Raw genomic sequence first — 21,610 nt, 5'->3', positions numbered from 1 at the left:
GAAAAAAATAATATGACGAATATAATTATATAAATTAACGGAATACGGCTGCCGTATATTGAATCAATTCACCAGTTTTACCATTCAGGCATGGTTTTTGCCCAGATTGGTGGGCTATGCTATATTCTAAAATCACTTTGATGAGTAATTTATTCAATATAATCACAAATGGGTCCGTAACGTCTCCAACCGGCTTTCGGGCAGGGGCGGTTTGCTCCGGGATAAAGAGGACGCCGGGTGCTCTTGACTTGGGTGTTTTGTATTCGGATTTACCTACAGTGGCAGCCGGTATTTTTACCCGTAATCAGTTCCGGGCAGCACCGGTTATTCTATGTGAAACGTTGATTCAAAATGGAAATACCAGAGGTATTCTGGTTAATTCCGGATGTGCCAACGCGGGGACTGGTGATACCGGGTATTCCAACGCAGTGACTTTGTTGAAATACGCGGCCGAAAAATTAAAAATTCCCAGTGATTCTTTGTTAAATGCCAGTACCGGGATTATAGGTCCGCAACTACCGGTAAACATGATTAAGTCCGGGATAGACCGGCTGCGGATATCAAAAGAAGGCGGACATGATTTCGCTCTGTCCATTATGACCACCGATTCGGTAGCCAAAGAAGTGGCAGTGAAAGTACCTGAATTTAGTTTTACCGTCGGGGGTTGCGCAAAGGGATCGGGGATGATACATCCTGACATGGCCACGATGCTGGCTTTTATTACTACAGATGCTGATGTAGCTCCTGATTTATTACATAAGGTTTTGAAAAACGCGGCTGATCGGTCTTTCAATCTCATATCCGTTGACGGTGACACTTCTCCCAATGACAGTGTGTTTTTGCTGGCCAATGGCGCCAGTGTTGGAAACAGAATATGTGACGCAACACCTGAAGAGAAGGCATTCACTGCAGCTGTTGAATATGTATGTGTTTTCTTAGCCCAATCTATTGCCCGGGATGGTGAAGGCGCCAATAAGCTGATAGAATTCAAAGTAACTGGTGCGGCTACGACTGAAGACGCCCGGCTGATAATACATAGCGTACTTTCATCTCCTTTAGTAAAAACCGCTTTTCATGGCTCCGACCCTAATTGGGGCCGTATCATAGCCGCTGCGGGGCGTAGTGGCGCCAAGTTTGATTTTAGGCGAACCAGCTTGATTATCGGTGATGAAAAATTGCTAGAGGATGGCAGACCGCTGCAGTTTAACGAGAAGGCAGCGGTATCCAGTATGCGGAAAGATGAAGTAGTGGTGGTGCTTGACGTCGGTTTAGGGTCAGCAACATTGACCGGGTGGGGATGTGACCTCAGTTCTGATTATATAAAAATTAATGCCGATTATACTACTTGATGATACATGCAATTAACGGATGGTAATTTATGAACAAAGTGATTGTTATCAAATTAGGCGGCTCAGTATTAAGCAACAGAGATACCTCTCTTGAAGATATAGTGCGCCTGAAAAAGGAAGGTTTTCTACCCGTGGTGGTTCATGGGGGGGCTTCTACGGTTAACAATTGGTTGACCCGCCTTAATATAGGAACCAGGATTCATGATGGAGAGCGGGTTACTGATAAAGAGACACTTGAAGTTGTGGCAGCTGTGCTGGCTGGCTTGGTCAACAAAGAAACAGTGGCAGTGTTGTTAAATCTGGGAGTAAAGGCTGTTGGCCTTTCCGGAGTTGACGGTGGCATGATAAGCGGCAAGCCGCGAGGTGCTGACTGGGGATTTATGGGCGACGCAGAATTAGTAGATCCATCAGTTTTAAATACCTTGTTAGCCGATAACATGGTACCCGTGGTTTCACCTATTTCATTGAATACCGGTGATAATTGCACTCGTTTGTTGAATATAAACGGAGACCCGGTGGCAGGGGAGCTTGCGGCAGCGCTCCAGGCATCTAGATTAGTGTTTTTGACTGATGTTCCAGGGATCAAAAACAAAGAAAATGAATTAATTAAGTCTATCAGCGCCAGGAACGCGGAAGTTCTGGTTACTACGGGTGTGGCTACTGGAGGCATGGTTCCCAAGATACGCGCCGCCCGTAGAGCCAGTGCCGCTGGAACAGTTACCAGTATAATTGACGGTAGGCAACCTCATATTTTATACAATGAAATTATTGAAGGGGGTTGCGGTACGGCTATTGCCGATTGAAATCGGGAGATTAATATGGATTGGGTAGCTCTGGAAAAAAAATATTTTATGCGCACGTTTCAAAGGGCGCCATTGACACTTTTAAAAGGCCAGGGTAGTTATGTTTGGGACGAACAAGGGCGTCGCTATCTGGATTTAGTAGCTGGTTGGGCGGTTAACGCCCTGGGGCATTGTCATCCAGTGGTAACTGACGCAGTGCGTCGCCAGGTAGGGGAAATAATTCAAACTTCGAATAACTATTACACCATTCCCCAGTTATTATTAGCTGAACTATTGGTGAATAACAGTTGCCTGGATAAGGTGTTTCTGGCTAATTCCGGAGCTGAAGCGTCTGAAGGGGCGGTTAAACTGGCAAGACGCTATGGCAAGCTCTATCTAGGAGGGGCTTATGAAGTTATTACCGCCACCGGATCATTTCACGGCAGAACGCTGGCAATGGTGTCTGCTTCCGGCCAGTCAAAGTATCAGCAGCCGTATACCCCCCTACCTTCGGGCTTTATCAATGTAGAGTTTGATAACCTGGAAGCCATTAAACAGGCTACATCTGATACTGTTTGCGCCGTAATGCTGGAACCGGTACAGGGAGAAGGAGGGGTAAATGTACCATCTCCGGGTTATTTGAGGGAAGTAAGGCGATGGTGTGATGAGAAAGGTTTGATATTGATACTGGACGAGATACAAACAGGTATCGGACGCACTGGCGCATTATTTGCCCACCAATTATTTGAAATTGAACCAGATATCATGACTTTGGCAAAGGGGCTTGGGGGTGGTTTACCGATTGGCGCCATCATGGCTAAAGATAAATTCGCTGTTTTCAGCCCGGGAGAACACGGCTCAACCTTTGGCGGAAATCCGGTATCATCCGCTGCTGCTTACGCTACTGTAAAGTACATCATTGACAATGATATATCCGGCAAGGCCGGTCAAATGGGCCAATACTTGTCGGATGGTATCCTGGCCTTGAAGGAAAAACATCCTTCAGTTATTTCGGATGTCCGGGGTAAAGGTTTACTGATGGCCGTTCAGCTGAATAGGGAAATTGCCCCTGGATTAAACCGCTGTTGCCAGGAAAACGGACTGCTGGTGAACAGCGTAAAACCTGACGCGATCAGGTTAATGCCGCCGCTCACTATCAGCCGAGATGAATTGGATGAGGCACTGGAAAAACTGGACAAGGCGATAACTGACTTCATTGACCAGGAACGAGGCTGAATGTATTAATGCTTATTCTTTTAATAATACTTATTGCGTTAATTATTGTTCTGACAGTCTTTTCCTGGCAGGTGCCAGAGCCAGGAACAATGCGGCAGGCGCGCAACGGGACTTCTCTGACTGCGGGAGTTCCCCAGGAGCTTCCAAAATCTGTAAGGGAAGATGCCATGGTCACAGCCGGAAAACTGTATCGACGAAATAAAGGGAAACGGTTACGCCTGGCCGCAGATATGCTGGCTACTTACAGAGAAGTACAAGCGAGTGATTTGCTTATACTGTTCAACTCCGGAGGCTACGGATGGTCAAATTTAGATAAATCCTCTGGTTACGCAACTATCATTGACGCAGTAGAAAAAAAATTGGTAAATAAGGGCAGCAAAGTAGTGGTGCTGAGTTACCAAAGGGCTTACCGCAGCATGCGCGGTTATGTCAGTGAGGTGCTTAATGCCAGTGCAAAATCGATTGCTAAGCCTAAAGAACTGGCACTCAGATTGAGTTTTCTTTTGAGGCACTTACCAGATATTCGAATTTTAATGACTTCTGAGAGTAACGGCACGGTGATGTCGAATCAGGTGATGCGTTTGCTGGCTGATGAAGCACGACTGTTTAGCCTGGAACTTGGACCACCTTTCTGGTATGAGAGTTTTTTGAATGACCGGATTTTGAATATGCGCTCAAATGGTAAAGTTCCCGACTCTTTCAGCTATGGCCATTGGAAACGGGCGATAACAGCTAATATCGGAGCTTTATTTGGTCGAAACCCTAGGGCTCCGGGTAAAGTCCTGCTTTATATTGGGGCTCCGGGTCATGACTATAACTGGAATGATTACCCTCTAATAAGAGAAAGAATTTATCAATTCATCGAACGACTATATTAGTCCGGTTTGAATGATGCCCTGTTGTTAACTGACCAAATTTATAGTTTTACCGATGCCAGCGTCCTTCGCTTTTTCATATATGAATTTAGCGCAGGCAATATCTTGAATGGCTAACCCGGTTGAATCAAATATGGTGATTTTTTGATTGTCCTGACGCCCCGGCTTTTGACCTGAAGTAATTTCCCCGAGTGAGGCGTAGATTTGGTTTTTGGTAATAATGCCTCTGGTGAAGCTTACATTCAGTTCACCAGCATGGGTGGCCTGATATATATCATCAACTATTACTACTCCTTCCAGTAATATTTCAGGCTCCAACTCTTGTTTACCTGCGGCGTCGGCACCTATAGCATTAATATGTGCCGCTGGTTTAATCCACTCCCGTTTAAGATAAGGGGTGCGGGAGGGTGTCAAAGTACAGATAATATCGGCCCCGCAAGCAATTTCAAGGCTGGTTATACTTATCGGCAATTCAGGGTGACGCATTTTGAAACTCTCCGCCGCTGTTATCGATTTGTCGTAAACCCTGATGTCATCAAAATCAAAGAATTCGCAGTGAGCTGAAAGCTGGGTATCGGCCTGATGCCCAGCGCCGACCAGACCGAGGCTCCTTGCGTTTTTTGGCGCCAGATATTTGCTGGCGATAGCGGCAGCGGCCCCGGTGCGATACGCTGTGATCTCAGTGCCGTCTATTATGGCCAGTGGATACCCGGTATCCGGGTCTGAGTAAATAATGATTCCCATGATGGAAGGCAGATTTAGCGAAGCGTTGTCAGGGTGTACATTAATCCATTTGACCCCGGCACCTTGGGGTACTGCGGCCGGCATGGCTCGGAAATCACCGTATTTCAAAGTCAGATAAGCTTTAGGAGGCATCAATGCTTGCCCTGCGGCGTAGGCTGTAAAAGCCGCTTCAACAGCTTCTAAAGTTTCGGGCATAGTAATAAGACCTAAAATATCTTGTCTGGTGAGAATAATCGTTGACATTCGGTTACTCTAATCCGGTATCAAGGCGGTTGTCAAACGGACCAGGTGCTGGTATCACTTTATAGTTCTAGGTAGTTAATTTGTCCGCGGTATCCAGTAAGTCCAGATCAAGTATTTTGGTGTTACTGACTACGCTCTGATAAGGTATCGCCTTGATGTCTCCACAGGACAGACCCATTAATACACCGTAAACTTCCGCTTCAAGACTAGCTATCGCGGCGGCTCCAATTCTGGTAGCCAGTAATCGATCAAAAGCGGTAGGAGCGCCGCCTCTCTGTACATGCCCCAGGATAGTTGCCCGGAGTGAATAACCCAGTTCAGTATTATGGTTAAAATGACGGAGAAGCTTCTCAGCGTTCCAATAGGCACCTTCAGCGACCACTATCAGACAATGTGATTTGCCTCGGTGATAGGTTGTTTTTATTTCCTCGGCAATTATGTCGGGATTGGTTTCAATTTCAGGAATAACTACATATTCAGCACCGCCGGCGATTCCTGCCATCAGGGCCAGATAACCTTGATGTCTTCCCATGACTTCAACGATGTGAGCGCGCTGATGCGATGATGCAGTGACTTTTAACCGGTCTATTGCTTCAAGAGCGATATTTAAAGCAGTATCAACACCTATGCTTTGATCAGTGCCGAAGAGATCATTGTCGATTGTAGAAGCTATTCCCACAGTTGGGAAACCCATCTCATTAAGGAGATGGGCTCCGGTTTGCGACCCGTTACCCCCAATTACTACCAGTGCTTCTATATTAGAATCACGAAGGTTATGAAGAGCTTTTTGCCTGCCCGTAATTTTTTTAAATTCCACTGAGCGGCTTGAACCTAGAATTGTGCCCCCAGCTTGAATAATCCCGGAAACATCACGGGGTCCCAAATGAGTGAATTTACCGCTGATAATTCCATCGTAGCCATGATAGATGCCAATGACCTCCCAGCCAGCGGCTATACCACATCGTGTTACCGCCCGTATAGCGGCGTTCATGCCTGGCGCATCGCCACCGCTGGTTAAGACAGCTATTTTTTTCATATTGAATCCTTTTATTTGGTTCAATCTATTATAGCTGCTCGTGTACGGAAAATGTAAGCCTCCCCAATAGTTAAATTGGGTGGGATCTTACAAAACGGGCAGCTGAGTCTCCGGCCAACCATCCTGTGGAAAAGGCCGCCTGAAGATTGTAGCCACCAGTATCAGCGTCGAGATTCAGTATTTCCCCGGCGCAATACAACCCTTTTACAAGTTTTGAGGCCATGGTACGAGGCTCTATTTCATTAAGTTCCACTCCGCCGGCGGTTACCATTGCAGATGTCAAAGGCAGGGGGCTCCGGACATTAAATGAAAGGCATTTAAGTATTTTAACCAGTTGTCGTCTTTCTTTGGCTGTAATTATGGCAGCTGTTTTTCCGCTTTCTATTCCAGAAATCGCTGCTACGGGCAATATCATTTTTGAGGGCAGCAATTCTTTGAGGATAGCCGGTAATTGCTTTTTGGAATTGACAGATAATTCCCGCTGCAGTCTTAAGTCAAGTTCCTTATGAGTCAGAGCTGGTTTGAGGTCAATGGTGACGGACACTTTTCCGTTATCCAGTGCCTGAGCCACTGCATTGCTCATTAGCAGTGTCACCGGGCCTCCAATGCCAAAATGAGTGAAAAGCATTTCTCCGAAACGGCTTTCTATTATCGGCGTTGGTGGCTTTTCATATCCGGTACCTCTACCGTAGTCGTGGTTAATGGTCAAGTTAGGAATTGATGTTTTATCACAGGCATAGGCGGTAAGTCGAATATTTTTTAGACTCACCCCCTGGCATGCCTGAGCGAATTCTATTTCTTCCAGCAGAAGTGGTACCAGCGCAGGATACAATTTACTGACCCTGTGACCCAATTGTTTAGCTAACTTGAAGCCATCACCCGTGGAACCGGTATTGGGATAAGATAAACCACCGGTAGCCAGGATAACAGCTGCCGCCGGGATTTTAGTGCCGTCATATAGCTGAACACCGGAAACGCTTCCGTTGTAAATTTCGATATCAGCCACTCTGCCGCCGGTAATAAGCCGTCCACCTTTATTTTTCAGATGAGAAACCAATGCAGCGACGATATCAGCGGCTTTTTCAGAAACAGGAAAAACCCTTCCTCCTCTTTCGATCGTGGTTGCAACACCATAACTGTGGAAAAATGACAACAACTCATCTCGAAAAAAACGGTGGAATGCTCCATGAAGAAATTTGCCATTCCTGCCAAAAGCAGACAGTTGTTCCTTCAATGGGGCCGTATTGGTGATATTACATCGACCTTTGCCCGTAATAAGCAATTTTTTGCCCGGTATTTCCATACGCTCAACTAAGGTGACCGGAATGTTGAGTTCTGCCACACGTCCGGCTGCCATTAATCCAGCGGCTCCGCCGCCGATAACCACGACCTGTTTGGCGGGGGGAGATATTTCTTTTTTCTGTATATTCATTAATAATTAATTGACATGATATATAGTATGACTGGTTTTTAAATGGTTGGACTTCATCAAATGGTAATAATTTATTAATTACAAGTCGATTAACTCATCCCAGCAAATTTCGCTCATATCGAATACGGGGCCATCATGACATACTTGTTTCGGGCCATTATTAGTCATAATAGTGCAACCGTTGCACAAACCTATGCCGCAAGCCATTCTAACCTCGAGTGATATTTGGACTGGCTTATGCTTTATGGCCCCTTTTGATAACAGCGAACGGTACATCGGAATCGGTCCGCAGGCGAATATCTGGTCTGCCTGAGCAATATAGTTTTCCGGGCATTCGGTTACCCAGCCCCGGGTGCCGGCGGATGCGTCTTCTGTATACAATATACATTCATCCAACTCCGGCAAATGAGATGTTGGATACAAAAGATCTCCGGTTCGGGCACCGGCCACTAGCGTTACTTGTTTCCCCGAAGCTACCACCCAATGAGCTAGAAAATTTAAAGGAGCTATCCCCATTCCACCGCTGATCAGCAGTAACTTCTGGGTTGAACCGTCAATACTGAACCCGGTACCAAGAGGTCCGATAAGTTCTAACTGTTCTTTGGCTGTTTTCTTCGAAAGCCAATCAGTACCTCTGCCTATGTTGGCTATAAGTAGTTTGATCACGCCTTCGGTTGTATCGGCTCCGGCGATACTCACCGGACGTCGCAGAAATGTCCCATCACCGCAATTTAACATAACAAATTGACCAGGTCGTGCCGAAACAGCAATATCGGGGCAGTACAGCTTTAACTGAAAAACACCGGGCATTACAGGAGTATTCCCTAATACTTCGGCATGGCCTAGATACTTGTCATTGTTAACCATTGCGGTACTCGACCATTGGTTTTATGCTAAATTGCCTGTTTTTATTAGTTAAAGATTTAATAGCTACTCTGGCAGTATCCAATGATGTATAACAGGGAATACGCTTTTCAGCGGCAGCGCGTCTGATATGGAACCCATCCCTTAATGGCGTACGGTCTCCGGTAGCTGTATTGATAACCCCATTTACCGTACCATTTCTAATAATGTCAACAATATTAGGGTGGCCTTCGGACATTTTCTTGGAGATTAGTTTTACAGGAAGACCTGCTGTTTCTATCATGGCCGCGGTTCCTTCGGTGGCGTAGAAATTATAACCAGCAGCGTGAAGTTCCCTGATAAGGGATAAGGCTTCAGCTTTATCCCGGTCCGCGATAGAAAGTAGAATATTACCTTGTGGAGGTAAGTCAAGGCCGGCTGCCTGAAGCGCTTTTATTAAAGCGCCGTTAAATTCTTTGTCAATGCCCATTACTTCACCGGTGGATTTCATTTCCGGGCCGAGGTAAGTATCGACACCAACAAGCTTGGCCATTGAGAAAACGGGAGCTTTAACAGCTACCAACGGTTGTTCCGGCCATAAACCACCTTCATAACCTTGTTCTTTAAGGTTTTTCCCCAACATGATATTGACGGCAACGTCTACCATGGGCACCCCGGTAACTTTAGAAAGGAAGGGAACAGTACGTGAACCGCGGGGATTTACTTCCAGGATGTAAACCTTGCTCTTACCATCTTCTTTAGTGATAACGAATTGAATATTCATCAAACCATTTATATTCATGCCTAGTCCGATACGGGTAGTGTAATCAATAATGACATCAGTTTCTTCTCTTGATAAGTTGATACCCGGATAAACGGCCATAGAATCACCAGAGTGTACTCCAGCTCGTTCTATATGTTCCATTATGCCAGGCACCAGCACTCTTTCTCCGTCGGCTATAGCATCCACTTCAACTTCTTTGCCGATGAGGTATTTATCTATCAGAACCGGATGACCCGTTTGCAGATCAATAGCCATCTTCATAAAACGTACAAATTCGGTGGCGTCGTTGACGATTTCCATCGCTTGGCCGCCCAACACATAACTGGGGCGAACCACAACTGGATAACCAATTAGACTGGCTATTTTAAGACCTTCATCCAGGGATGTTACAGCTGACCCCGGTGCTTGTGGTATGTCAAGCTCGGAAAGGAATGCTTCAAAACAGCGCCTGTCTTCGGCCATATTAATGGTTTCGGAAGATGACCCGATTATTGGGTGACCGCTTTGGGTCAGCGGGTCAGCCAGATTTATAGCGGTTTGCCCGCCGAATTGCACAATTGAAGCTGTCGTCTGGTCGTTGCCCTTATTCTCATTTTCCAGGATATCCCGCACACTTTCGGTATCCAGGGGTTCAAAGTACAGACGATTTGATGTATCAAAATCGGTAGATACAGTTTCCGGGTTTGAATTGACCATGATTGATTGGTATCCCGCTTTTGAGAGAGACATAGCCGCATGTACCGAGCAGTAATCGAATTCAATGCCCTGACCGATGCGAATGGGGCCTGAACCAATAACTAAAGCTTTGCTGCATTGGTCAGGTTCTGCTTCATTTTCTGATTCGTAGCAGGAATAAAAATAAGGGGTTTCGGCGTCGAACTCAGCAGCGCAGGTATCTACCATTTTATAGGTGGGCAGGATATTCCATTGCCGGCGTAATTCTCTTACCTGTTCCGGCAGACGGTCAGCGAGGGTACCAATTTGATCATCACCAAAACCCAGCCGTTTGGCTGCTCTCAAGAGTTCTGGATTGAGTGTTTCCGCCAGCAGGCGTTTTTCCATATTTACTATATTAACCAATTTATTCAGGAACCAGAGGTCTATTTTGGTGGTGTTGAAGATTTGCTGCGGTGTTATACCGCGCCGTAACGCGGCCATGATAACCCAGAGGCGTAGGTCGGTTGGTTTTAATGGATATCCGGTTATATCCTCTTTATCTATTGACCATTCCGGATCTTCCCAAAGTATCGATTTCTTGCCGAACTCCAAGCTTCTTATCGCTTTTTGCAGAGCTGCTTCAAATGTACGGTCAATGGCCATTACTTCACCAGTGGCCTTCATCTGGGTATTGATAATGCGGTCTCCGGTAGCGAATTTATCAAAGGGCCACCTGGGGATTTTAACCACAACATAATCCAGAGCCGGCTCAAAGGACGCGACGGTTTTACCGGTAACGGCATTGGGGATTTCATCCAGCGTCTTGCCCACAGCAATCTTTGCCGCTACCCGGGCTATTGGGTAACCGGTAGCTTTTGAAGCCAAAGCTGAACTTCGACTGACCCGGGGATTGACTTCTATGACATAATAAGTATCGGATAAAGGGTCTAAAGCGTATTGGATGTTGCACCCGCCCTCTATACCGAGGGCGCGGATGATTTTGATGCTGGCTGTCCGCAGCATTTGGTATTCTTTATTGGTCAGTGTTTGTGACGGGGCGATAACTATGGAATCACCGGTATGTACACCTACTGGATCAAAGTTTTCCATATTACAGACAGTAATGCAGTTACCCATGGCATCCCGCATAACTTCATACTCGATTTCCTTCCAGCCGGCCACCGATTTTTCAATGAGTATCTGTCGGATCGGTGAGGAGGCGATGCCATTGGCGGTCATTTCTTCAAGTTCTGCTTGAGTACTTGCGATGCCGCCTCCGGTCCCCCCCAATGTATAGGCGGGACGGATAATCAAGGGCAACCCCAATTCATCAGCCGCTTCTTTAGTTTCCTCCATTGTGGTTACTGTCCGAGATGGAGCGACATATTCATTGATCGAAAGCAACAGTCTTTTAAACAGTTCCCGATCTTCAGCTTTGCGTATAGTCTCGATTGGCGTACCCAGAACTCGAACATTATATTTATCAAGAATTCCAGCATCGTACAATTCAATAGCCAGATTCAAACCGGTTTGTCCGCCCAGTGTCGGCAGCAAGCCGTCAGGCCTTTCCTGTTCGATGATACGGCTGACGGCTTCCAAAGTTAATGGTTCGATATATACAACATCGGCTATTTCTTCATCAGTCATGATGGTAGCCGGGTTAGAATTAACCAGTACGGATGTTACCCCTTCTTCGCGCATAGCTTTGCATGCCTGAGTACCGGCATAATCAAACTCCGCCGCTTGTCCGATAACTATTGGGCCTGAACCTATAATCAATACTTTAGAGGGTTTGGTCATCCGGCGGCTCCTATCATTCCCATAAATTGATCAAACAGATAGATATTATCCAACGGTCCGGGTGAAGCTTCACTGTGATATTGAATGGTAAAAACAGGCAGTGATTTATGCCTCATGCCTTCGACAGTACCATCATTAAGGTTAATATGAGTTATCTCCAAGCCGCTGCCTTCGATTGATTGTGCATCTACGGCATAGCCGTGATTCTGTGCTGTGATATGGACCCGCCCGCTCAACAGGTCTTTAACCGGGTGATTACCACCGCGGTGACCGAACTTGAGCTTAAAATTATGCCCCCCGCAGGCTTTGGCGACCAATTGGTGACCAAGGCATATACCCATTACCGGTTTGCCGCTTTTAATGAGGGAGGCTACGGTATCGGCAGCGTAATCAAGCAGTTCCGGGTCCCCCGGTCCGGGGGACAGCATTATGCCGTCAGGCTTGATTGATAATAACTCTTTGTCCGAAGCAGTACAGGGGAAGACGGTGACGTGGCAGCCATGCTTTCGGAGTATCCGCATGATGTTGAATTTACACCCCAAATCCAAAAGTGCGATGCGGGGAGAATTATATCCCCTTAGGTTTTCGGCATCCCAATCATAAATTATTTTAGTGCTGACCTTTTTTACAAAATCAGTCTTGCCATAGTTAGGTGCCTTTCGTATTATTTCAAGTGCCTGCCCCGGAGTCTTTCCTGAAGTGATCATTCCCATCATGACACCGTAAGTTCGCAATTTACGAGTAATAGCACGGGTATCCAGTCCCTGGATACCGGGGATGCTGCCCTGTTTTAAATAATCGTTAATGGTAGCGGCGCTTTGATAATTGGATGGTTCCTCACACGATTCACGTACGACAAAACCGCGTACCTGCAATCTTTCTGATTCCCAATCCTTATGGTTAACACCGTAATTACCGATGAGTGGGTAGGTGGGGATTAGGATTTGGCCGGCGAAAGAAGGGTCAGTCAGCATTTCCTGGTAACCAGTCATGCTGGTGGCGAACACTACTTCGCCGATGGCGTCTTCTGTCGCTCCAAAGCTGTTTCCTTCATAGACCGAACCATCTGCAAGTACTAAAATAGCATGTTTCAGCATATATTTTCCTTATCTCTGATTTCCTCTTGATGCACGATTTTGCCGTTAAGTATGGTGGTACATATCTTGCCTTTGAGTTTCTCGCCTGCCAAGGGGGTATTTTTCCCTTTAGAATAAAAATTGCCCGGAATTACCGTCCATTCAACATCCGGGTCTATGATGACAACATTAGCCGGGTCTCCGGTTCTCAAGGCTCCGCTAATACCGTGTTTGTTACCGATAATACGGGCCGGTGAAGCGGTTAGTTTTTCAACTAATATTGACAGTGAAAGCTGATTTTTATGTACTAATTGCATCAAGCTGGCGAAAGCCGTTTCAAAACCGGAAATTCCGAAAGGGGCAATTGCGAATTCACAATTTTTATCATTCTCAGTGTGAGGCGCATGATCAGTGGCAATAGCATCGATAGTGCCGTCTATTAATCCCCCGATTAGCGCTTCAACATCATTTTTGGTTCTCAATGGAGGATTAACCTTGGCGCTGGTATTGTAATTTAATACTCTTTCCTCAGTCATTGTCAGATGATGAGGGGTGACCTCCGCGGTTACCCTAACTCCGCTTTTTTTAGCCAGCCGAATCAGGTCTACCGCGCCTTTAGTACTGATATGACAAAGATGAAGCCTTGCCCCGGTCAAATCTGCCAGAGAAAGGTCACGGGCAACGATTATATCTTCAGCCGCGTTAGGGATGCCGGCTAACCCAAGGCGGGTTGCGATGATACCCTCATTAACCTGACCTAACTGGGTTAAATTTGCATCTTCACAGTGTTCTATAATGGGCAAATCAAGAGCAAGCGAATACTCCATGGCTTGTTTAAGCAAGCAAGCGGATGGAGTGCTTGAACCATCATCAGAGAAGCCGATGACACCGGCTTCCGCCATTTCACCCAACTCGGCCAGGCTTTCACCTTGGCGGTTTTTGCTGATGCATCCGATGGGCAATATATCGGCAAACGACTCATTTGAAGCGATTTGTTTGACATAATTCACATAAGCCGCATTATCAATCGGAGGGTTAGTGTTGGGCATGGCACAGATAGTGGTAAAACCGCCACATACCGCTGCCTTGCTTCCGGTGGCTATAGTTTCTTTTTGTTCAAAACCAGGTTGCCGTAAATGACAGTGCAAATCAATGAAGCCTGGTGTAACAATTTTTCCTGCGGCGTCGATTACATGATAAGTATCCTTTTCAGGTGGGTTGCCGTTACCTATCCAGGTAATTTTGCCGTCGCCCATGGCTAAATCCAATTTACAGTTGACGTGCTGTGAAGGATCAATAACAAGCCCGTTTTTAATTAGTATTCGCTTCATAGTTCTCCCTGCTTGCCGGACATGAGATAGAGTATGGCCATGCGAACTGCTACACCATTACTGACCTGTTCATTGATTACCGAGTTATTTCCGTAAGCTGCGTCGGCAGCCAGTTCAAGATTCACATTTACCGGACCGGGATGCATCAGCAGCACATCAGGGGATGCCGATTTGAGAATTTCGCTTGTGACCTGATATCTTTGAGAATATTCATGAATAGAAGGGAGCAACCCGCTTTGCTGACGTTCCTTTTGTAGTCTGAGTACCATTACAACGTCAGAGTCTGAAACGGCTTTGACAATATTTGATTCCACAGTGATTTTTGGGAAATATTGATTATTATTATCGTTTGCGAGACTATACGGCAAAAGCGTCGGCGGAGCGCACAGGGTTACCTCTATCCCCATTTTGGTCATGGCCCAGATATTCGAGTGAGCTACCCGGCTGTGCCGGATGTCGCCCACGATGGAGGCTTTAAGGCCTTTTAAGCTTTTTTTATGTTTTTTTATGGTATAGAGATCCAGGAGAGCCTGAGTGGGATGAGCGTGCCAGCCATCCCCGGCATTGACGATACTGGCCATGCTGTTTTTCGCGGCCAAGTAGGGGGCTCCGGATAACTGATGCCGCATAACTATTATATGCCCACCAAGCGCTTCCAGTGTTTTAAGTGTATCAACCAGGCTTTCACCCTTAGCGATACTTGAAGCAGAGGCAGTTATATTTAAAACTTCAGCAGAAAGGTTCTTGGCCGCGATTTCAAACGAAGCCCGGGTACGCGTGCTGTTTTCGTAAAACATGGTAACCACAGTGGTGCCGCGGAGTGCCGGCACTTTTTTTATAGGCCGGGTCAGTATTTCCATCATAGCGTCCGTTGTCTGAAATACCAACTCAAAATCATCAGGTGAAAAATCATTGACATCAAGCAGATGACGGCGATTCCAATTCGCTGCTTTGGCTAATCCTGGTGTTTCGTTCGACATCTTATTGACTACCTGTCGCAATTATTACTTGATCTATTCCGTCAGTTTCAATAAGGTTTACCTTGATATCCTCAGTGACGGCAGATGGGATGTTCTTGCCGACATAGTCAGCTCGAACAGGCAATTCACGATGCCCGCGATCGATAAAAACTGCCAGTTGGATAACTCGTGGCCGTCCGATATCAATAAGCGCATCCATAGCAGCCCGGGTAGACCGTCCGGTGTACAGCACATCATCTACAAGGATAACAGCTTTTCCGTCAATACTTGTTGGAATACTGGTGGATTTTACCTGGGGATTAAAATCTCGCCGGTTAAGGTCATCTCGATAGAGACTGAAGTCCAAGGCACCAACAGGTACTTGCACGCCTTCGAATTCACTAATCATGGCGGCTAGTCGATTTGCCAATGGTACTCCGCGGGTCTGCATCCCGACTAGAACCAACGCGGTAGTGTTCTTGTTGCGCTCAGTTATTTCATGGGCCATGCGGGACAGGGTACGGCGCATGTCTTCATGATTCAGTACAACTTTTTCAGGCATTAAAAACCTCTCGCCAACTTTTGCCGGCAAGAGGTGAATTGATACTAACCATTCCCAATCTCCCTTGCCAGCCTCACAGGACTGTTTGTTAAAGGTAGGGATATATTTAATTGAGGTGATTATACATAAATTTAACGAATATATCAACTAAAATATAGAAGACCTAAGGTTGACAAAAGCCATAACATAAGTTAACATATAAAGAACTATAAATAATTAAAAAGAAAAATTATAAGATATAGGAGGAATAAAAAAAAATATATCCATAAAAAAACAGAATATATAAGTCTGTATTAAGTATTTAAGGAGAATTACAAAATGTCAAAGTTTCATACAACAATGAGTAGGCGAGATTTCATGAGAGGTCTTGGTTTGACTGGCGCGGGGATTGGAGCTGCGTCTTTGTTAACTCCAGGTTTCAAGGATATGGATGATCTGGCTTCATCTGTTCCTGCCAATCAGCATCGTTGGTGGGTTAAAGAAAGGGAATTTGAAGACATAACCTCGCCGGTGGATTGGAATGTCTGGAGGTCCTATGACCCCAGCGCTCATCCTATGCCGAGTTTTTTTGATGGGCCTTTGAGTCCAGCTAAAAGAGAAGCCCGGGCTGAGCGCCACAAGCAGGGTATTTTAAACAATTGGCCTGGCAGCACTCTTCGGGACCTGGCTCTTGACGGGGCTACCGGAGGCAATGCGCCTTCAATACCCTGGGATTCAAACAACGCGGATACACCTGAGTCCAGAGGGGCAACCGGCCCTTGGGATGTTACACCGGAAGATAATTTGCAGACATGTCGTGCCGCCGCCCATTTTTATGGAGCTCCCAAGGTGGGTGCCATTGAAATAAACGAACACATGAAACGCCTTTTTAACACCAACGTTGTTTGGGAAGATATTGATGAACCTCTATATGACGGCAACATTTACCACATTCCCAACAAATGCCGTTATATTTTGGTTTGGATTGTCAAGCAGAACTACTACATGAGCCAGCTATCTCTTCGCAATGATCCTGATGACCCCTGGTATAATACCGTTTTCCGGCAGGGTAAGGCCGGTGAAAACCAGGCATATTCACATGGGCCTCAAGTGAGGAACCAGATAACCAAGTTTATTAAGGGTCTAGGTTATTATGCCCTAAAGCCAGCTGCCAGCCAGAATGTTGCCTTTGGTGTGTTTGCCGGATTGGTGGAACAGGGAAGGGCTAGTCACGCTTGCTCTCCAGATTATGGAAACATGATACGCTACGTTGATTTTGCTGTCACCGATATGCCGTTGGCACCTACTCGTCCAATTGATGCTGGGCTAATACCTTTCTGTGCCAAGTGCAAAAGATGTGCCGAGAATTGTCCATCTAAATCCCTTTCACTTGAAGAAGAACAAACTTGGGAAACCGTGCACCCAGGCAACAACGAAGGTATCAAACACTGGCCGATGAACTGGGGTACCTGCAGCGAATACGGCGGGCCTTTTGATTGTATCAACTGTCAGGCTATATGCCCGATGAACCATCCTGAAGACGCAGTTATTCATCCGGTGGTCAGGGCCACAGCCGGTACAACCTCTCTGTTCAATGGATTTTTTGCTAATATGGATGAAGTGATGGGTTATGGGCAGCAGCGCAGTGCTGAAGAACATGAGCAGTGGTGGTATCGGGACATGAGTACTTGGAAAGAAGACTCACTGCTAGGTTTCGGGACAAAAGGCTGGTAAAACAATTACCGCCTGGACGGTAAAAGAGCCGCTGTCTTATGACAGCGGCTCTTTTTTGTTGACATACAAAATAAATAACCATACATTAAAAGGGGTTACTTGTGCATAAATGAAAAAACTCGGAGGTGCTATGAGGCATAAATTGATGTTTTCTATAGCTAGTCTACTGATTATTATCTCGGCTATTGCGGTTGGATGCGATAACCAAGAGGATGAAAGCACCCAGGATTTAAAAGGCCCGGTTACCGTGGGTTCCAAAGCTGACACTGAAGGGCCTTTATTAGGCCAAATGATTATTCTACTGTTGAGAGACGCGGGATTTCAGGTAAATGATAAAACTAGCACAGGGACTACGCCCATTGTAAGAAACGCAATCAATTCCGGTGAAATTGACATCTATCCGGAATATACGGGAAACGGGGCTTTTTTCTTTGATGAAACCGATTCATCGGTATGGAATGATGCTCAACAAGGATACCTGCGGGTTAAGGAACTGGATAAGGCAGCCAACAATATTGAATGGCTGACACCGGCTCCGGCTAACAACACCTGGGCTATTGCTGTGATTCAAGAATTGGCTGATACAGCCGGATTAAAAACCATGGAAGATCTTTCTGCTTATATTAATGGCGGCGGGAATTTTAAACTTGCCGGTTCAGCTGAGTTTTTTGACAGTGAAGTAGCCATGCCGGCATTTGAGAAAGCCTATGGATTTGAACTGGATTCAGAGCAGATGGTTATTGTAGGCAGCGGTGATACCGCTCAGACAGAACAAGCTGCTTCTCAAGGCACCGATGGGGTTAATGCCGCTATGGCTTATGGTACAGACGGCAGTTTAGCCGCTTTCAACCTGGTTATCCTTGAAGATACCCTGGGTGTTCAACCAATTTATGAGCCGGCACCAATTGTCAGAGGGGATATTTTGGATGAATATCCGGAAATTGCCCAGGTATTGAATCCTGTTTTCGCTTCCCTGGACCTGGTCACACTACAGGAATTGAATGGTGAGATAGTGGTAAACGGGCGTTCAGCGGCGGTAGTCGCCGAGGAGTATCTGCAAGCAGAAGGTTTTATCGAATAGAGTTAAACGGGAGAGCCTGTGAAATCCAGGTTACCGATACTTGTAGCTGAGGCTGACGTCATAGCGATTTCCGGCGTTTCGCTTGGCTTAATATCGCTTCTAAACGGTTGGTTTACGTTTAAGATAAACCGCTTATCTCAGGGTGAGCATTTCACCTTATATGAAGCTATCGGGATTGAATCATCCGTTTTTTTAGCGCTGCTCTGGCTGGTATGTCTTGGTTTATCCTTCCGTTCCCAGCACAACTGGTCGTATATTTTATTAGGTACTATTTCTAATATTATCCTTCTCATGACAGCTATTATTGTGGCAGCATCAGCATCTAGCTTGCTTCAGGACACCCCCGCATCTGCCAGAGTATCTCTTGGCGGTGGTTTCTGGCTGTCAATTTTAGCAATCTATTTTGTCATCTTCGCTGCATATAAAGGTATCAAAAAAAGAGTCCTGTATAAACTCGCCATAACCTTGCCAGGAATTATAGTAACTATGGTTATGCTTTTCACCGGTGCATTCGACCAATTATCAGTAATGATGGAATACGCGAGTTACCAGGAACGCTTTAACCAGGAATTGATACAACACCTTTTTCTAGCGGGCATCAGCGTATCCGCGGCAGGATTAGCAGGGGTGACGCTCGGGATCTGGGCGGCGAGGCGCAGGAAGGCCGGACGGTACATTTTTGGTCTCACCAGTGTCTTTCAAACTATACCGAGTTTGGCTCTTTTTGGTTTAATGATTGCCCCACTTTCTTTTTTAGCTTTCCAGTTTCCTTTTTTAAGGGATCTTGGTATCAGGGGGATCGGTACCGCGCCTGCAGTTATCGCTCTTTTTATTTACGCTTTGTTACCCATTGTACGCAACACATACGTTGGTTTACGCCAGATAGATCAAAGTATTATTGATGCCGGCAGCGGTATGGGAATGAATCAACGACAAATTTTTCGTCGTATAGAAGTACCATTATCAGCACCGCTAGTGCTGGAAGGTATACGCATTGCTTCCGTCCAGGCGATCGGGCTTGCTGCCGTAGCCGCTCTGATCGGTGCCGGCGGCTTGGGTTGGTTTATTTTCCAAGGTTTAGGTCAAGCCGCACCGGATATGATACTTTTAGGCACTTTGCCTATTATATTTTTGGCAATAGTCATAGATGGTTTGATGCGATTAGTGGTTAGTATTGGTTCACCTCAGGGCAATAAGAGGAGTGACGCGTGATTGAACTCAAAGATATCACCAAAAAATATCACCAGGCCTTAAACCCTGCGGTTGATGGATTGTCGTTATGCGTTAACAGTGGAGAGGTTGCTGTTCTGATAGGTCCGTCCGGATGCGGTAAAACTACTACACTACGTATGATTAACCGCTTGATCGAACCAACTTCCGGTGAAATATTTATAGATGGACATAACGCGGGAAAGCGCCGCGCGGAAGAACTAAGGAGATCTATCGGCTATGCCATTCAGAGCGTTGGACTTTTTCCGCATATGACAGTTGCTGACAATATAGCGGTAGTTCCTGAACTATTGAGCTGGGGGAAAGAACGTATCGAAGACAGAGTAGCTGAACTAATAAATTTAGTCGGACTCAATCCGGAAGAATATTTAGGCAAATACCCCCATCAATTATCCGGCGGTGAGGCTCAGCGTATCGGTGTTGCCAGGGCTTTAGCCGCTGACCCACCAATACTTCTAATGGATGAACCATTCGGTGCTGTGGATCCTTTAACCCGTGAGCGACTCCAGATGCAGTTTTTAAGCATACAAAAACAACTAAAAAAAACAGTAATCCTGGTTACACATGACCTGGATGAAGCTATTCGTTTGGCTGATCGGGTCGCTATAATGCGGGAAGGGAAACTGATCCAGTATGATACGCCGGAAGTTATACTCAAGCACCCGGCTGATAAATTTGTACGTGACTTTGTAGGAGCAGATCGGGCGCTTAAACGGCTTTCTCGTATAAATATAAGACCATTTATCAGTGCTGCTTTTTCGGTATCTATTGATTCAACTATGGAGAGAATTAGGGCAGTATGCGATCAACGACGTTGGATTTGGGTTACTGATAATGAAGGTATTTTGCTGGGATGGCTGGATTGCTTCGAACTGAAAGAAGATAAAACATTAACTGAAGTATTTGAAGAAGTCACAAGAGAAGAATTCGCCTTATTGGAAAGCGCTTCCTTCAGGGAAGCACTTTCACGTATGTTAAGCCAGGGAGTTAAAAATTTACCGGTTATAAATGACAAAGGGTTGCTTGTGGGTGAGCTGAGCATGTCTGCCATTGAAAAAGCCACAGACGAGAGCGATGCATGAAACACGGAATAAAGCGATGGTTTTCGATTGGCTTGATCATTCTAATATTTATTCTGATTGTGGCCAGTCCGGAATGGTGGGTGGGTCTTTTGCATCAACTGTTCCCTGACGAAAATCAAGCACTTTATACACGCTCCTCACTATTAACTCTAGTGAGTGAACATCTCAGATTAGTAGTTATTTCCAGCAGTTTTACCATAATAGTAGGCTTGCCGTTAGGGATCTGGGTAACCCGCCGTTCTGGCCTAAGTTTTCAACCAATTGTAAATAATCTCGTTTCTATTGGGCAGACTTTTCCTCCTATTGCGGTTTTGGCTCTGGCAGTGCCTATTTTAGGGTTCGGGCTTGAACCTACGGTCTTCGCGTTGTTTTTATACGGTATGCTACCCGTTGTGAGGAATACGATAGCCGGTATTCAGTCAGTTCCAGTTTCAGCGCTGGATGCGGCCTACGGAATAGGTATGCACTCGTTTCAGGCACTTTATAAAGTAGAAATCCCTCTTGCTGCCAGAGTAATAATTGCTGGTATCAGGATATCGGTGATAATAAATATCGGAACAGCTATGATTGGGGCAGTTATTGGCGCTGGTGGTTTGGGGGCTCCGGTTGTTGCGGGATTAGCTCAGGATAATATCTTGTATATTCTCCAGGGTGTGATACCAGCTGCTTTCCTGGCAATAATAGTTGACCGTATTTTATCCGGTATAGAGGAGTCATTTGAATATAAAGACGAACGAGAAAACGATAATAGCTTATTGGGGAGTGAACAGAAAATGGTTGGATAATTATTTTCAG

At 45.9% G+C, this 21,610-nt stretch carries 18 protein-coding genes; 9 read left to right on the top strand and 9 right to left on the bottom strand.

Going from position 1 to position 21,610, the window contains the following annotated elements:
* Positions 1-116 precede the first annotated feature (116 nt).
* Genes argJ through ACZ48S_RS06135 form a run of 4 tightly spaced genes read left to right on the top strand, consistent with a single transcriptional unit; the run spans position 117 to position 4,245 of the window.
* Positions 117-1,349 carry a bifunctional glutamate N-acetyltransferase/amino-acid acetyltransferase ArgJ gene (argJ, locus tag ACZ48S_RS06150; protein WP_464211751.1) on the top strand — a complete coding sequence of 411 codons (1,233 nt, stop codon included), beginning with the start codon at positions 117-119 and terminating at the stop codon, positions 1,347-1,349.
* A gap of 29 nt (positions 1,350-1,378) precedes the next feature.
* Entirely contained in the window at positions 1,379-2,152 is a 774-nt protein-coding gene (gene argB, locus ACZ48S_RS06145) for an acetylglutamate kinase (RefSeq protein WP_464211750.1), read from the top strand.
* A gap of 15 nt (positions 2,153-2,167) precedes the next feature.
* The gene (locus ACZ48S_RS06140) at positions 2,168-3,367 is read left to right on the top strand and encodes an acetylornithine/succinylornithine family transaminase (protein WP_464211749.1); all 1,200 of its coding nucleotides are present in this window, start codon (positions 2,168-2,170) and stop codon (positions 3,365-3,367) included.
* Between the two features lie 8 nt (positions 3,368-3,375).
* On the top strand, positions 3,376-4,245 hold the full coding sequence (locus ACZ48S_RS06135) for a hypothetical protein (protein WP_464211748.1): 870 nt from the start codon (positions 3,376-3,378) through the stop codon (positions 4,243-4,245).
* 24 nt (positions 4,246-4,269) lie between these two features.
* Here the strand turns inward: ACZ48S_RS06135 and ACZ48S_RS06130 are convergent, their stop codons facing one another.
* From ACZ48S_RS06130 to pyrR, 9 genes are all read right to left on the bottom strand, one after another.
* On the bottom strand, positions 4,270-5,229 hold the full coding sequence (locus tag ACZ48S_RS06130) for an ornithine cyclodeaminase family protein (RefSeq protein WP_464211747.1): 960 nt from the start codon (positions 5,227-5,229) through the stop codon (positions 4,270-4,272).
* 67 nt (positions 5,230-5,296) lie between these two features.
* Complete coding sequence (locus tag ACZ48S_RS06125; protein ID WP_464211746.1) at positions 5,297-6,265, bottom strand: ATP-dependent 6-phosphofructokinase; 969 nt, start codon at positions 6,263-6,265, stop codon at positions 5,297-5,299.
* Positions 6,266-6,335: 70 nt separating this feature from the next.
* Positions 6,336-7,697 carry a BaiN/RdsA family NAD(P)/FAD-dependent oxidoreductase gene (locus ACZ48S_RS06120; RefSeq protein WP_464211745.1) on the bottom strand — a complete coding sequence of 454 codons (1,362 nt, stop codon included), beginning with the start codon at positions 7,695-7,697 and terminating at the stop codon, positions 6,336-6,338.
* Positions 7,698-7,775: 78 nt separating this feature from the next.
* Complete coding sequence (locus ACZ48S_RS06115) at positions 7,776-8,564, bottom strand: dihydroorotate dehydrogenase electron transfer subunit (protein ID WP_464211744.1); 789 nt, start codon at positions 8,562-8,564, stop codon at positions 7,776-7,778.
* On the bottom strand, positions 8,557-11,781 hold the full coding sequence (gene carB / locus ACZ48S_RS06110) for a carbamoyl-phosphate synthase large subunit (protein WP_464211743.1): 3,225 nt from the start codon (positions 11,779-11,781) through the stop codon (positions 8,557-8,559). Before carB ends, ACZ48S_RS06115 begins: the two co-directional genes overlap by 8 nt.
* Positions 11,778-12,878, bottom strand: coding sequence for a glutamine-hydrolyzing carbamoyl-phosphate synthase small subunit (carA, locus tag ACZ48S_RS06105; RefSeq protein ID WP_464211742.1), 1,101 nt, complete (start codon positions 12,876-12,878; stop codon positions 11,778-11,780). Before carA ends, carB begins: the two co-directional genes overlap by 4 nt.
* Positions 12,872-14,188: a dihydroorotase gene (locus ACZ48S_RS06100; RefSeq protein WP_464211741.1), complete on the bottom strand. Its 1,317-nt coding sequence runs from the start codon at positions 14,186-14,188 to the stop codon at positions 12,872-12,874. The genes carA and ACZ48S_RS06100 overlap by 7 nt, the downstream gene beginning before the upstream one ends.
* Positions 14,185-15,168: an aspartate carbamoyltransferase catalytic subunit gene (locus ACZ48S_RS06095; protein ID WP_464211740.1), complete on the bottom strand. Its 984-nt coding sequence runs from the start codon at positions 15,166-15,168 to the stop codon at positions 14,185-14,187. Before ACZ48S_RS06095 ends, ACZ48S_RS06100 begins: the two co-directional genes overlap by 4 nt.
* Before the next feature lies 1 nt (position 15,169).
* The gene (gene pyrR / locus ACZ48S_RS06090; protein ID WP_464211739.1) at positions 15,170-15,709 is read right to left on the bottom strand and encodes a bifunctional pyr operon transcriptional regulator/uracil phosphoribosyltransferase PyrR; all 540 of its coding nucleotides are present in this window, start codon (positions 15,707-15,709) and stop codon (positions 15,170-15,172) included.
* A gap of 318 nt (positions 15,710-16,027) precedes the next feature.
* Between pyrR and ACZ48S_RS06085 the strand changes: the two genes are divergently transcribed.
* The 5 genes from ACZ48S_RS06085 (at position 16,028) to ACZ48S_RS06065 (ending at position 21,600) form a co-directional block, all read left to right on the top strand.
* On the top strand, positions 16,028-17,422 hold the full coding sequence (locus ACZ48S_RS06085) for a reductive dehalogenase (RefSeq protein WP_464211738.1): 1,395 nt from the start codon (positions 16,028-16,030) through the stop codon (positions 17,420-17,422).
* A gap of 130 nt (positions 17,423-17,552) precedes the next feature.
* Positions 17,553-18,503: a glycine betaine ABC transporter substrate-binding protein OsmF gene (osmF, locus tag ACZ48S_RS06080; protein WP_464211737.1), complete on the top strand. Its 951-nt coding sequence runs from the start codon at positions 17,553-17,555 to the stop codon at positions 18,501-18,503.
* An 18-nt stretch (positions 18,504-18,521) separates the two neighbouring features.
* Entirely contained in the window at positions 18,522-19,715 is a 1,194-nt protein-coding gene (locus ACZ48S_RS06075) for an ABC transporter permease (protein ID WP_464211736.1), read from the top strand.
* On the top strand, positions 19,712-20,815 hold the full coding sequence (locus tag ACZ48S_RS06070) for an ABC transporter ATP-binding protein (protein WP_464211735.1): 1,104 nt from the start codon (positions 19,712-19,714) through the stop codon (positions 20,813-20,815). Before ACZ48S_RS06075 ends, ACZ48S_RS06070 begins: the two co-directional genes overlap by 4 nt.
* A complete protein-coding gene (locus ACZ48S_RS06065) occupies positions 20,812-21,600 on the top strand; it encodes an ABC transporter permease (RefSeq protein ID WP_464211734.1) in 789 nt (262 codons plus the stop codon). Before ACZ48S_RS06070 ends, ACZ48S_RS06065 begins: the two co-directional genes overlap by 4 nt.
* The last annotated feature ends 10 nt before the right edge of the window (positions 21,601-21,610 follow it).

This window comes from Dehalogenimonas sp. NIT-SK1 (genome assembly GCF_055384165.1).
Note: the sequence above shows the minus strand (reverse complement) of the source record. Positions and strands in the feature narration are given on the sequence as shown.